Here is a 13,091-nt window from a genome sequence, read left to right as displayed (position 1 = left end):
CGCGATGGACCGATGCCGCAAACCATCATCCGCGCGCCTTCATGAAGGCTTCGAGCCGCGCCAGCCCTTCCTCGATATCCGCCGTGGCGCGCGCGTAGGAAAAGCGCAGCGTGCCCGCCCCGCGCTTGGGGTCGAAATCCAGCCCCGGCGTCACCGCCACGCCCGCCTGTTCCAGGATCTCGGCGGCAAAGGCGCGGCTGTCACCGGTCAGATCCGAAACATCGGCATAGACATAGAACGCCCCGTCCGGTGGTGCGATGCGGGTGAACCCCGCCTTGGGCAGCCGCTCCAGCATCAGCTTGCGGTTTGCCTTGTAAACCTCGAGATTGGTTTGCAATTCCGCGTCGCAATCCAGCGCCGCCAGGGCCGCGACCTGGCTGGCATGGGGGGCGCAGATGAACATGTTCTGCGCGATCCGCTCGACCACACGCACCTGATCCTCGGGCACCACCATCCAGCCTACGCGCCAACCGGTCATCGAGAAATATTTCGAGAACGAGTTGATCACATAGCAATCGTCGGTCAACTCCAGCGCGGTTACCGCCTTGGCCTCGTATTCGATGCCATGGTAAATCTCGTCGCTGATGAAACTGGCGCCCTGCGCCTGCGCCGCCTCGATCAGGGCGCCCATGGCGGCATGGTCCAGCATGGTGCCGGTCGGGTTGGCGGGTGAGGCGACCATCAGCCCGGCCAGATCGAGCCCGGCGAAGTCCGCGGGCACCGGTTGCAATCGGTTTTCCGGCGCGGTGGGCAGATCGACCGGCACCAGCCCCAGCGCCCGTAGGATCTGGCGGTACGAGGGATATCCCGGAGCGCCGATCCCCACCCGGTCGCCGCTGTCGAAGAGCGCGGTAAAGGCCAGCAGGAATCCGCCGGAGGATCCGGGGGTGATCACCACCCTTTCGGGGTTCAGATCGACCCCATACCATTCGCCGTAAAGCCGCGCGATGCGCTGCCGCAGTGCCGGCAAGCCCAGTGCCACGGTATAGCCCAAAGCGTCTGTTTCCAAAGACTTCGCCAATGCCTCGACCGCACCCTTGGGGGCGCCGGTGCCCGGCTGACCCACCTCCATGTGGATGATGCGGCGCCCGGCCTCTTCGGCGCGGCGGGCGGCCTCCATCACATCCATCACGATAAAGGGATCGACGGCGGATCGGCTTGAGTTTCTCACGGCATTCTCCCAATGTGCGGCCATGGCTTTTGACCGCGTATCCCGGCTGGCGTCAATCCCGGCCCTGTTGCTGATGGCACTGCTGTGGCTGGTCACGGCAGGCAGCGTATCGGCCATCACCCTGTTGCGCGACCCCGATATCGAAAACGGGCTCGAGGAGCTGGCCTTTCCCATCCTGCGCGCCGCCGGGCTGAACCCGCGCCGGGTCAAGCTGTTGGTCGTGGATGACAGTTCGCTCAACGCATTTGTGCTGGATCACAATGCCATCTTCATCCATTCCGGCCTGATCCAGAAGGTCGCCCGCGCCGATATCCTGCAAGCCGTGATCGCACATGAGGCGGCCCATATCGCCAATGGCCATATCGCCCGGCGGATCGGCAATTTCGAAAACGCACAGACCCTGTCGAAACTGGGCCTGGCCCTGTCGCTGATCGCGGCGGCGGCGGGCGGCGGCGAGGCCGCCGCCGGGATCGCCGCGGGATCGCAAAGCTCGGCCCTGCGCGGGTTCCTGAAACATACAAGGGCCGAAGAGTCGGCGGCCGACAATTCCGCCGCCAGCTATCTGCGCTGGTCCGATATCTCGCTGCGCGGGTTGGTCGATCTGCACCGCACCTTCGCCGGACAGGAATTGCTGAGCGTCGGGCGGCAGGACCCCTATATGCAGTCCCACCCGCTGACCCGCGACCGCATCCGCAATGCCGAGGCCTTCTTGCTCTCATATGGGGACAAAGCCCCCGAGAACCCCAATGCCGAATATTGGTTCGCGCGCGTGCGCGGCAAGCTGTCGGCCTTTTCCCGCAGTTCGAAATGGACATTGGGGCGCGCGCCCGAGGAAGCGCATCGCGACATCCGCCTGATGCGCGAGGCAATCGCCTGGCATCGCGACCGCAACCTGCCCCGCGCCCGCGCCGCCATTGACGGAGCTATCGCGCTGCGCCCCGAGGACCCGTACTATGTGGAACTCAAGGGCCAGATCTTGATGGAACACCGGCAGACCCAATCCGCCGTCACCACCTATGAACAGGCAGTCGATCTGGCGCCCAACAATGCGCTGATCCTGGCGGGGTATGGCCGCGCGCTGCTGAGCGCCGGACAGGACCGCGCCGCGCTTGAGGTGCTGGAACGTGCCCGCGCCCGCGAATACCGCGACCTGCGTATGTTGCGCGATCTGGCGGTGGCCTATGCCAAGCTTGGCAATGACGGCATGGCCTCGATGGTGACTGCGGAGCGCTATGCGCTTCAGGGTCGTCCCGAAGACGCTCTTATTCACGCCAAACGCGCTGTTGGCGCCCTGCCCACCGGATCTCCCGGTTGGCAACGGGCGCAGGATGTGCTGTTGGCATCGGAACGCTCAGTAAAAAGGAAATGATGATGCTCCGCCATTTTGCCCCGGCCGTGACGGCCCTGTCGCTTCTCTCGGTCCCGGCCCAGGCGCTGGATCTGTCCGACATGACCCCGGATCAGCGCGCCGCCTTTGGCGAGCAGGTACGCGCCTATCTGCTGGAAAACCCCGAGGTGATCATCGAGGCGGTGAACCTGCTGGAACAGCGCAAGGCGCAGGAAGAGGCGCAGCAGGATCTGCAACTGGTGCAGGTTAATGCCGAGGAGTTGTTCAACGACGGCTATTCCTGGGTCGGCGGCAATCCCGAGGGCGACATCACCCTGGTCGAGTTCATGGATTATCGCTGCGGCTATTGCCGCCGCGCCGTGCCCGAGGTGGCCGAACTGCTGCAATCGGACGGCAATATCCGTCTGATCATCAAGGAATTCCCGATCCTGGGCGAAGCCTCGCTGGCCTCGTCCCGCTTTGCCGTGGCCACCCTGATCGTGGCCGGGCCAGATGCCTATAAACAGGTTCATGACGCGCTGCTCGACTTTACCGGCGAGGCCGACGAGGTCGCGTTGCGTCGGATCGGCGAGGGGCTGGGGCTCGACACCGACGCCATTCTGGCCGAGATGGAAAGCGAAGAGGTCACCCGACGTCTGGCCGAGACCCGAGCGCTGGCGCAGCGGCTGAATATCTCGGGCACGCCCTCCTTTGTGATGGAAACCGAGATGCTGCGCGGCTTTATGCCCGCCGACCAGATGCAGCAGATCGTGGACGCGCTGCGCGCCGAACGCAGCTGATTTCGCGCCGGACACAATGGCCGGCGCAATGCCCCGAAAATGTCCAGATCTTCGTGATGGGCGTCACCGGGTTCTTAACCTTTTTGCGGTTAGGTTGGGGGCATGGACATGACGACCCTTGCCCCCCTTGCGGGCCTGCTGCCCGCCGCCGGCTTCTTTGCGCTGTGGTATCTTACCGCGCGCAGACTGCGCCTGTCGCAGTTCCATATCCGGCAACAGACGGACCGCATTCAGGACCTGCGCCGCGCGCTCGAAGGTCTGGACCTGGAACTGTCGATGAAGGAAGCCCGGATCGCGCGGCTGTCGCGCGATCTGACCCAATCAAGGAACCGGCCCGGCGCCCCGATGGCGCGCGCTGGATAAGCGAAACCTACTCCGCCGCTTCGGCGGCGGAGGCAGCCTCGAGCTCGGCGGCCTTTTTCTCAACCTCTTCGACGATATGGTCGATCATCCGTTCGTTGGACATCTTGTGGCTGGCCTTGCCTGCCAGATAGACCATCCCCGACCCGGCGCCGCCGCCCGTGAAACCCACATCTGTCATCAACGCCTCGCCCGGGCCGTTCACCACGCAGCCGATGATCGACAGGCTCATCGGTGTCTTGATGTGCTCCAACCGCTTTTCCAGCGCCTCGACCGTCTTGATAACGTCAAACCCCTGCCGCGCACAGCTGGGGCACGAGATGATGTTGACGCCACGATGGCGCAGACCCAGCGACTTGAGGATCTCGTAGCCGACCTTGACCTCTTCGACCGGATCGGCGCTCAGGCTGACGCGGATCGTGTCGCCGATCCCCATCCAAAGCAGGTTCCCCAACCCAATAGCCGATTTGATGGTGCCGCTGACCAGGCCGCCCGCCTCGGTGATGCCGAGGTGAATCGGCGCGTCGGTGGCCTCGGCGATGCCCTGATAGGCGGCGGCCGACAGGAACACGTCGCTGGCCTTCACGCTGATCTTGTACTCGTGGAAATCGTTGTCCTGCAGGATGCGGATATGTTCCAGCCCGCTTTCGACCATCGCCTCAGGACATGGCTCGCCGTATTTCTCCAGAAGATGCTTTTCCAGGCTGCCGGCATTCACCCCGATGCGGATTGAGCAGCCATGGTCGCGGGCGGCCTTGATCACCTCACGTACCCGGTCCGGGCTGCCGATATTGCCGGGGTTGATGCGCAGGCAGGCCGCGCCCGCCTCTGCCGCCTCGATCCCCCGGCGATAGTGGAAATGGATATCGGCCACGATCGGCACCGGGCTTTCGCGCACGATTTCGCGCAGGGCGCGGGCGCTGGCCTCGTCCGGGACCGAGACCCGCACGATATCCGCCCCCGCCTCGGCCGCCGCCTGCACCTGTGCCACGGTGGCGGCCACATCGGTGGTCAGCGTGTTGGTCATGGTCTGGACCGAGATCGGGGCATCGCCACCCACAGGCACGTTGCCCACCATGATCTGGCGCGATTTGCGACGATAGACATTGCGCCAAGGGCGCACGGGATTGTGGGACATGGGGGCCGGCCCTCTGCATCGGAACGCGTTGGGCCCTAGATAGGCCGCCGCGTCGGTGGCGGCAATGGCGGATCAGTCGTTAGCGACCTGTTGCGGTTGGGTGCTCTGGGCCTCGGCCACCAGCAGCTGGCGCAGCGCATTGTTCTGATCCGCTTCCAGATCGGCCACCTGGAACCGCTCGCCCACCGCATCCATCGACAGGATCACGTTGCGGGTGACGGTTCCACGCGCGCCGATCGGACCGTAATGCGCGCCATTCATGCTGAAATAGACACCACCGGATTCGCCCACCAGAAGTTTCGGCGGCTCTTCGGTCAGCGGCACCTCATAGACATTGCCCTGTTCGACCGTGCCCAGCGTGCCCTCGAAGATCACGCTGCCATCGGCGGCGGTCACACGCATCCAGGCGGGACTGACGGCAACCAGCTTCAGCGTCGGCTCAAGATCTTCGACGACCTGAGGCAACAGCGCCTCGACCGCGCGCTGGGTCTCGCTCAGCTGCACATCGGGCAGTTCAGGGGTCTGGAAATTGCCCACGGTGCGCGGGTCCAGCGTAGCGATGGGGGCATCGCGCGCCACCAGCACCGGAACGTCCAGCGCCTGCGGACGATAAAGCCGGTCCAGCGCCTCGACCGAGGGCGACGCCATCGCGGTTTCCAGCGTGTCGCCGGCGCCGTTCAGCGGATCGAGGTCGGACAGCACCAGCGGCGCCTGTTCGACCGGCGCCACCTGCACCTGCTGCACCTCTTTCAGAACCGACCAGCCGCCATAGCCGATGCCGCCGATCAGGGCCACCAGAACAAGCACCGAACCGACGGCCCGTGGCTCGATCTGCGACAGGAGCGAATCGCGGCCTGGCGCAAAGGGCGTGTTGGGCGCGATGAACGGATCGCTGGCCGCCGTGCGGCGCTGCGGGGGAGTACCGGGCTTTTTGACGCTCGACGCCTGCGCGGACATGCCATGCGCCACCTCGAATCCGCTTTCGGCGCAGAACTTGGTGAAACAGTCATCGGGGTGCATGCCCAGATAACGGGCATAGGAGCGCACGTAACCGGCGATGAAGCCCGGTGTATCAAAGGCGGATGGATCACAATTCTCGATTGCGGCGATATAGTTGGCCTTGATCCGCAACTCGCGCTGCACATCCAGCAACGACTTGCCCATGGTGGCGCGTTCGCCCCGCATGACATCGCCCAGACGCAATTCAAAGTCGTCGAAGCCGCGCGGCTTCTCCTCTTCTACATCTGCCGACTTGCGCTGAGACCTGCGCCCGATCATCCTGCCGCCCCAAGTTAGCTGTCAGATACGTCTGACAGCGCCGGGAATCGTCCCCATAACGATTCGTCCGTGCCTGTTGTTACCTCAACCCTATCATAGGGCAAAGTACTTGCACACGGGCGGGTTGCGTCAACCGGCCAATTCGGCGCGATTCAGCGCACAATGGGACCAGAGCGCGTCCATCGCCTTGACCAGCTTGTCCATCTCGTTGGGCCCGTGCACCGGCGACGGGGTAAAGCGCAGGCGTTCGGTTCCGCGCGGCACGGTGGGGAAGTTGATCGGCTGCACATAGATACCGAAATCTTCCAGCAGCATATCGCTCAGCTTCTTGGTGTGGACCGGGTCGCCCACGATCACCGGCACGATATGGCTGCCGTGGTCGATCAGCGGCAGGCCCAGCCCCTTGAGCCGCAGTTTCAGGATGCGGGCCTGGGTCTGGTGTTGGTCGCGCAATTCCTGCGCGCCTTTCAGATAGGCGACCGAGGCCGCAGCGCCTGCTGCAATCGCCGGCGGCAGCGAGGTGGTAAAGATGAAGCCCGGCGCATAAGAGCGGATGGCGTCGCACATTTTCGCACTGGCGGCGATATAGCCGCCCATCACGCCATAGGCCTTGGCCAGGGTGCCGTTGATGATGTCGATGCGATGGGCCAGGTTGTCACGCTCGGTCACGCCGCCACCGCGCGGACCGTACATGCCGACCGCGTGCACCTCATCGATATAGGTCAGGGCACCGAATTCGTCGGCCAGGTCGCAGATCTCTTCGATGGGGCCGAAATCGCCGTCCATCGAGTAGACCGATTCAAAAGCGATCAGCTTGGGCGCCGCCGGGTCGTCGGCGGCCAGCAGCTCGCGCAGATGCGCCACGTCGTTGTGGCGGAAGATACGCTTGGCACCGCCGTTGCGGCGCACGCCCTCGATCATCGAGGCATGGTTGAGCGCATCGGAATAGATGATCAGGCCGGGGAAAAGCTTGGGCAGGGTGCTTAGCGTCGCGTCATTTGCGATATAGGCCGAGGTGAACAGCAGCGCCGCCTCTTTGCCGTGCAGGTCGGCCAGCTCGGCCTCGAGCCGCTTGTGATAGACGGTGGTGCCGGAAATGTTGCGGGTGCCGCCCGAGCCGGCGCCAGCGGCGGTCAGCGCCTCTTGCATCGCCTCCAGCACAACCGGTTGCTGGCCCATGCCCAGATAATCGTTGCCGCACCAGACGGTGATCTCTTTCTCGCTGCCGTCCGGACAGGTCCAGACAGCATGTGGGAAATGGCCCTTGCGCCGTTCGATGTCGATGAAGGTGCGATAGCGGCCTTCGTCGTGAAGCTTCTGAATGGCGGCGTCGAGTTTAACCGAATAGTCCACCGGATCCTCCTTCGTATCGTGCGGCCGGGTTGCGGCAGGTCAGGCTCTACGCCACATTCGCGTTCGTGAATGGATATCTGCGGCGCATCATTTTTTCAACTGTTACATCCGGCCCCGATGTCGCAGCCTTGACTTGCGTCAATTAAACCGGCGGTTTCGCGGGGACAAGGCGCCCTGCGCCGCGATGGGCGTCAAAAACGGCAGCGGGCGACGCAAATCCCGGTTGCGGTTTCCCATGGTGAACAGCGGCCACTGGACAGGGCGGGCGGTGCTGCTAGGCTCCGCGCCGAATATCCCGTTAGACAAGGAACCGCCCGATGTCCCTCGACGACGTCCTCTCGCGTATCGATACCGACCTGCCCGCCGCCATCGACCGACTGATGGAGCTGCTGCGCATCCCCTCGATCTCGACCGATCCTGCCTATGCCGAGGCCTGTGACCAGGCCGCCGACTGGCTGGTGGCCGATCTGGCCGGGATCGGCATTGCCGCCGAAAAGCGGGTCACGCCGGGCCGCCCGATGGTGGTGGGCCATGTGGCCGCTGATCATGACGACGCCCCGCATGTGCTGTTTTACGGCCATTACGATGTGCAGCCGGTCGACCCGCTGAACCTGTGGACCAGCCCGCCGTTCGAGCCGCAGATCGAGGACACCCCGAACGGGCGCGTGATCCGGGGCCGCGGGTCGTCGGACGACAAGGGCCAGTTGATGACCTTTGTCGAGGCCTGCCGCGCCTGGAAGGCGGTGCATGGCTCCCTGCCCTGCCGCATCACCTTCTTCTTCGAGGGCGAGGAGGAGAGCGGCTCTCCCTCGCTGGTGCCCTTCCTTCAGGCCAATGCCGAAGAGTTGAAGGCCGATATCGCGCTGGTCTGCGACACCTCGATGGTGTCGCGCGGGGTGCCGTCGATCGCCGCGCAGCTGCGCGGCATGCTCAAGGACGAGTTCACCATCACCGGCCCGCGCATCGACCTGCATTCGGGCCATTACGGTGGCCCCGGCCTGAACCCGCTGCGCGAGCTGTCACGCATCGTGACCTCGTTCTATGACGAAGAGACGGGCCGCGTCGCGGTCGAAGGTTTCTACGAAGGCGTGCACGAAGTGCCCGCCGAGCAGCTGCAGCAATGGGAAAATTGCGGCTTTGACGAGGCCGAGTACCTCAACTCGGTCGGCTATAGCCAGGCGCATGGCGAACAGGGCTATTCGACGCTGGAACAGCAATGGGCGCGCCCGACGCTTGAGGTCAACGGGCTGTGGGGCGGCTATAACGGCGCTGGGTCCAAGACCGTGATCCCGGCCCAGGCCCATTGCAAGATCACCTGCCGGCTGGTCGGCGATCAGGACCCCGACAAGCTGCGCATCGCGATCCGCAAACATGTCGAGGCACAGCTCAGCCCCGATGCGGGGGTGATCTGGGACAACGATCTGGAGGGTTCGAAAGCCTCGGTAATGAATATCGCCCGCCCCGAGATGGAGGCCGCCCGCGGCGCGCTGTCTGACGAATGGGGCCGCGAGGCGGTGTTCACAGGCATGGGCGGCTCGATCCCGGTCGTGGGTTTTTTCAAATCGATCCTGGGGCTTGATTCGATGCTGGTGGGCTATGCCAATGACGATGACGCCATCCATTCGCCCAACGAGAAATACGATGTGGAAAGCTTTCACAAGGGTATCCGCTCTTGGGCGCGGATCCTGGATACGTTGACCCGCTGATCAGCGCCACGTCCGGTGGGGCCGGCTTTGGTAAAGTCGGCCTCGACGATCCGGATCGATGGCTGGGCGCGTCGGGGTCGGACCCCGCGAGAGCCCGCCCCGCCGCCAGAGACCGCAGCATGTCGGAACTCGGTTCTGATCAAACGGAATCGATGCAGCACATCACGGATTGATCGCTGTTTTTTTGGCAATGACTGAGGCAGGGGAGAAGTGGCGCGGTTGACGGGGCTCGAACCCGCGACCCCCGGCGTGACAGGCCGGTACTCTAACCAACTGAGCTACAACCGCGCATTTTCTTGCCCTCCGGGCCGGTCCCGGAGCCTCCGGGAGGGGATCATCAGTGGCGCGGTTGACGGGGCTCGAACCCGCGACCCCCGGCGTGACAGGCCGGTACTCTAACCAACTGAGCTACAACCGCACACTGTGATCTTGCGTTCCCTGCGGAACGTTGGGGTGTATTATGGCGCGGCTCGGGCATCGTCAAGCGGGTTTCTCACTTTTTTGGGCGCGCGTCCGCAAAATGTCCGCGCCCGCACCGGAAGTCGCGCCAGCCCCCGTTTTGTTTCAAATATTTAGCCCTGAACTCGCATCTGCCCGGCCCCTGTCAGCGCGTCGGCAAGGGCGTGAATTCGCTCTCATCGCCCGGCGGCAGGCTGAACCGGCCATGGCGCCAATCGCCGGCGCGCCAAGCCTCTTTCGCAGCATCGATCCGCTCTTTCGAACTGGCCACGAAATTCCACCAGATATGGCGCGGCCCGCCCAGCGTGGCACCGCCCAGCAGCATCAGCCGTGCGCCCTGCGGACCCGCCTTCAGGCTCAGACGGTCACCGGGGCGGAACACCATCATCCGGCCCGCCTCGAATCCCTGTCCGGCGACCTCGACCGATCCTTGGGTGACATAGACGCCGCGATCCTCGTGATTGTCGGGCAGCGGCAGAGCCGCGCCGGGATCAAGTTGCGCGTCGGCATAGAACATCTCGGACGTGGTTTCGACCGGCGCCGCGGCGCCCCAGGCATCGCCCAGAACCAGCCGCACCTGTTTCCCCTCTGCCTCGAGCAGCGGCAACGCGCTGGCGGGGGCATGTTCGAAGCTGGCGCCGGTCTCTTCCAGATGTTCGGGCAGCGCCACCCAGGTCTGGATGCCGAACATGCTGAGCGGCGCCTGACGCGCCGGACCATCGGTGCGTTCGGAATGGGTGACGCCATTGCCCGCTATCATCCAATTGACAGCACCCGGCTCGATCCACTGGTCGGTACCCAGGCTGTCGCGGTGATGCAGCCGCCCTTTGTAAAGATAGGTGACGGTGGCCAAGCCGATATGGGGATGCGGGCGCACGTCGATGCCCTGCCCGGTCAGGAACTCGGCCGGCCCCATCTGGTCGAAGAAGATGAACGGCCCGACCATCTGGCGGCGTGGCGCCGGCAGGGCGCGGCGCACCTCGAACCCGCCCAGATCGCGGGCACGCGGCACGATCACCGTTTCTATGGCATCCACATCGTTGCCCAGGGGGATATCGGCATCCAGCAAGGGGTTCCAGCTCATCTCAGACCTCCGTTCGGTTGGGATGAGGCTAAGGTAGCATCTGAAACTAAATGCACAATTCTGAGAAAACTACGTCTTTATGTGCAAATTTGCACAACTTCAGGTGGGACTGCGGAACAGGCGGGTGGACGAGAACATCGCCTCCAGCTCCTCGATCCGTTCCTTGCTTTCTTCCCAGCGCGCACCCTGCACTTCGGCAATCAGCGCCTCAACGATCAGTTGCAGCGCGATGGTGCTGTCCCAGCTCGACGGCGCCTCGACCAGCCCGTTGAAGGTCAGGTTCGCCACCCGCCCGATGGGCGAGCCCCATTGGTCGGTGAACAGGATGACCGTCACCCCCCGCTCGCTGGCGATCTGGGCCAGCTTTTCCAGATGCGCCTCGTAACGGCGGATGTCGAAGATCACCAGGACCGAGCTCTGATCCATGTCCAGCAGGTACTGCGGCCAGACATTGGCCGAATTGCCCAGCATGGTGACATTGGGCCGGATGATCTGCATGTGGTTATACAGATAATCCGCGTTCGAGCGGGTGATGCGCCCGCCCACTACGTAAAGCGGGCGTGCCGTATCGGCCAGAATCGCGGCGGCGCGGTCGAACAGCGCGGTGTCGGTCCGCTCCAGCGTGTGGCGCATATTGGCCCAGACCACCTGTGCAAAGCGCATCAGCGGGTGTTCGGCGTCTTCGTCCACCACCCAGCCGTCGCGTTTCGAGATCGGCTTCTTGATCTGCGCCGCCACTTCCTCGCGCAGCGCGTCCTGAAGGGCGGGAAACCCGTCGAACCCCAGCTTGCGCGCCATGCGGATCACGGTAGGTGTCGAGACACCCGCGGCGCTGGCCAGCTTGGTGATCGATTGCAGCCCCCCCATCGGATAGTCCTGCAAAAGGATCGAGGCCAACTGACGTTCGGACCGGGTCAGGTGCTCGGTCTCGTCCTGAATGCGTTGTTTGACCAGTTTCGATGTGCCGGGCACGGGTCGCCCTTTGTTCTAGCGTTTGTTACAGGTTATCTGTTTCTGTAATCATGTCTACAGAAATTTTATTGACAGAGAGCTGAGGATTGTAACCAATGCTACACATGTCAAGCGATGCCGAATCTCCCATGCTGTCCGCAGTCGAAGGTCCGCCCGCGCGGGTGCTGAACGCCCGTGGCACAGGGTGCGCTGTGCTGGTGTGCGAACATGCCAGCCGGTTCATCCCTGCGGCGCTGTCGGGTCTGGGCCTGTCGCCCGAGGCGGCGCGCTCGCACGCGGCCTGGGATATCGGTGCCATGGATCTGGCGGTGGAACTGTCGGGCGCGCTGGATGGGCCGCTGGTCTATTCCCGTGTCAGCCGGTTGGTCTATGACTGCAATCGCCCACCCGAACGCGCCGATGCCATGCCCGCGCAAAGCGAGATTTACACCATCCCGGGCAATGCGAATCTGACTCCTGCCCAGCGCGCCCAACGCGCAGAGGCGGTCTATCATCCGTTCCGGCACTTGCTTGTCGAGACACTCGACGCGCGCTCCGCCCCACCGGTATTGATCACCCTGCACAGTTTCACCCCCGTTTATCAGGGACGCACGCGCAGTGTCGAACTGGGCATCCTGCATGACAGCGACGACCGCGCCGCCCGGCTGCTGCTGAAGGCCGCGCAGGGGTCGGGCCTCAAGGCCGCGCTGAACGAGCCCTATTCCGCCACCGACGGCGTAACCCATACCCTGCGCGAACATGCCATCGCGCGCGGATTGCCCAACGTGATGATCGAGGTCCGAAACGACCTGATCGACACGCCTTCGGGCGTCAACCGCATCACCGGGCTGTTGGCCCCGATGCTGGCCGGGATGATCGAAACGCTTGCACCCGCAGGGGCAGAGGCATGACCGGAGGCATCCCGAAATGACCGCGCTGCGCGCCTATATCCGCATCGTCGACCGGATGAACCGCTGGGTCGGGCGGCTGGTCATGTATGGTATCTTCGTGATGATGGCGATCCTGCTGTGGTCCAGCTTCTCCAAGGTCGGCAGCGATCTTGGCTTTGATATCAACCCCTCGCTCTGGACGCTGGAAATGGCGCAATTTGCCATGGTCGCCTATTACATCCTGGGCGGCCCCTATTCGATCCAGATGGGATCGAACGTGCGGATGGACCTGCTCTATGGTGAATGGTCGGACCGGCGGAAGGCCTGGACCGACGCGATCACCGTTCTGTTTCTGATCTTCTATCTCGGCGTACTGCTCTATGGCGGCTATGACAGCCTCAGCTATTCCTTCCAGTATGGCGAGCGCAGCCCGACCGCCTGGCGCCCGGTGCTGTGGCCGATCAAGACAATCATGTGCGCGGGCCTGTTTCTGATGCTGCTGCAAGCCCTGTCCGAACTGGCCAAGGACATCCTGCGGATCCGTGGCGAACATATCCCGCGCGAGGTGATCTGA

At 63.9% G+C, this 13,091-nt stretch carries 12 protein-coding genes and 2 tRNA genes; 6 read left to right on the top strand and 8 right to left on the bottom strand.

Annotated features, from left to right (window positions below; translation table 11 throughout):
* Positions 1–25: 25 nt before the first annotated feature.
* Complete coding sequence (locus AC2FL1_RS03135; RefSeq protein ID WP_496875951.1) at positions 26–1,171, bottom strand: pyridoxal phosphate-dependent aminotransferase; 1,146 nt, start codon at positions 1,169–1,171, stop codon at positions 26–28.
* A 22-nt stretch (positions 1,172–1,193) separates the two neighbouring features.
* On the opposite strand from AC2FL1_RS03135, the gene AC2FL1_RS03130 reads away from it, so the two are divergent.
* The 3 genes from AC2FL1_RS03130 to AC2FL1_RS03120 all read left to right on the top strand — a co-directional run bounded on the left by AC2FL1_RS03130 (position 1,194) and on the right by AC2FL1_RS03120 (position 3,661).
* Positions 1,194–2,540: a M48 family metalloprotease gene (locus tag AC2FL1_RS03130; protein ID WP_496875950.1), complete on the top strand. Its 1,347-nt coding sequence runs from the start codon at positions 1,194–1,196 to the stop codon at positions 2,538–2,540.
* A complete protein-coding gene (locus AC2FL1_RS03125; RefSeq protein ID WP_496875949.1) occupies positions 2,540–3,298 on the top strand; it encodes a DsbA family protein in 759 nt (252 codons plus the stop codon). Before AC2FL1_RS03130 ends, AC2FL1_RS03125 begins: the two co-directional genes overlap by 1 nt.
* Before the next feature lie 108 nt (positions 3,299–3,406).
* The gene (locus AC2FL1_RS03120; protein ID WP_496827552.1) at positions 3,407–3,661 is read left to right on the top strand and encodes a hypothetical protein; all 255 of its coding nucleotides are present in this window, start codon (positions 3,407–3,409) and stop codon (positions 3,659–3,661) included.
* Positions 3,662–3,668: 7 nt separating this feature from the next.
* Here AC2FL1_RS03120 and ispG read toward each other — a convergent pair whose 3' ends face one another.
* The 3 genes from ispG to hemA form a co-directional block, all read right to left on the bottom strand.
* Complete coding sequence (gene ispG, locus AC2FL1_RS03115; RefSeq protein ID WP_496827550.1) at positions 3,669–4,796, bottom strand: flavodoxin-dependent (E)-4-hydroxy-3-methylbut-2-enyl-diphosphate synthase; 1,128 nt, start codon at positions 4,794–4,796, stop codon at positions 3,669–3,671.
* A gap of 72 nt (positions 4,797–4,868) precedes the next feature.
* A complete protein-coding gene (locus AC2FL1_RS03110) occupies positions 4,869–6,074 on the bottom strand; it encodes a helix-turn-helix domain-containing protein (RefSeq protein ID WP_496827549.1) in 1,206 nt (401 codons plus the stop codon).
* Positions 6,075–6,203: 129 nt separating this feature from the next.
* On the bottom strand, positions 6,204–7,427 hold the full coding sequence (gene hemA, locus AC2FL1_RS03105) for a 5-aminolevulinate synthase (RefSeq protein ID WP_496827547.1): 1,224 nt from the start codon (positions 7,425–7,427) through the stop codon (positions 6,204–6,206).
* Positions 7,428–7,744: 317 nt separating this feature from the next.
* Between hemA and AC2FL1_RS03100 the strand changes: the two genes are divergently transcribed.
* Positions 7,745–9,133: a M20/M25/M40 family metallo-hydrolase gene (locus AC2FL1_RS03100; RefSeq protein ID WP_496875948.1), complete on the top strand. Its 1,389-nt coding sequence runs from the start codon at positions 7,745–7,747 to the stop codon at positions 9,131–9,133.
* Between the two features lie 211 nt (positions 9,134–9,344).
* Here AC2FL1_RS03100 and AC2FL1_RS03095 read toward each other — a convergent pair.
* From AC2FL1_RS03095 to AC2FL1_RS03080, 4 genes are all read right to left on the bottom strand, one after another.
* Positions 9,345–9,421 (bottom strand) — tRNA-Asp (locus tag AC2FL1_RS03095).
* Positions 9,422–9,474: 53 nt separating this feature from the next.
* Positions 9,475–9,551: transfer RNA gene (locus tag AC2FL1_RS03090), tRNA-Asp, on the bottom strand.
* A gap of 186 nt (positions 9,552–9,737) precedes the next feature.
* Positions 9,738–10,676: a pirin family protein gene (locus AC2FL1_RS03085; protein WP_496875947.1), complete on the bottom strand. Its 939-nt coding sequence runs from the start codon at positions 10,674–10,676 to the stop codon at positions 9,738–9,740.
* A gap of 99 nt (positions 10,677–10,775) precedes the next feature.
* Positions 10,776–11,648, bottom strand: coding sequence for a MurR/RpiR family transcriptional regulator (locus AC2FL1_RS03080; RefSeq protein ID WP_496875946.1), 873 nt, complete (start codon positions 11,646–11,648; stop codon positions 10,776–10,778).
* 95 nt (positions 11,649–11,743) lie between these two features.
* On the opposite strand from AC2FL1_RS03080, the gene AC2FL1_RS03075 reads away from it, so the two are divergent.
* Together AC2FL1_RS03075 and AC2FL1_RS03070 are read left to right on the top strand one after the other, a co-directional pair.
* A complete protein-coding gene (locus tag AC2FL1_RS03075; RefSeq protein ID WP_496827539.1) occupies positions 11,744–12,538 on the top strand; it encodes an N-formylglutamate amidohydrolase in 795 nt (264 codons plus the stop codon).
* 16 nt (positions 12,539–12,554) lie between these two features.
* Entirely contained in the window at positions 12,555–13,091 is a 537-nt protein-coding gene (locus AC2FL1_RS03070) for a TRAP transporter small permease subunit (RefSeq protein WP_496827538.1), read from the top strand.

This window comes from Ruegeria sp. YKSF070 (assembly GCF_059612725.1).
Note: the sequence above shows the minus strand (reverse complement) of the source record. Positions and strands in the feature narration are given on the sequence as shown.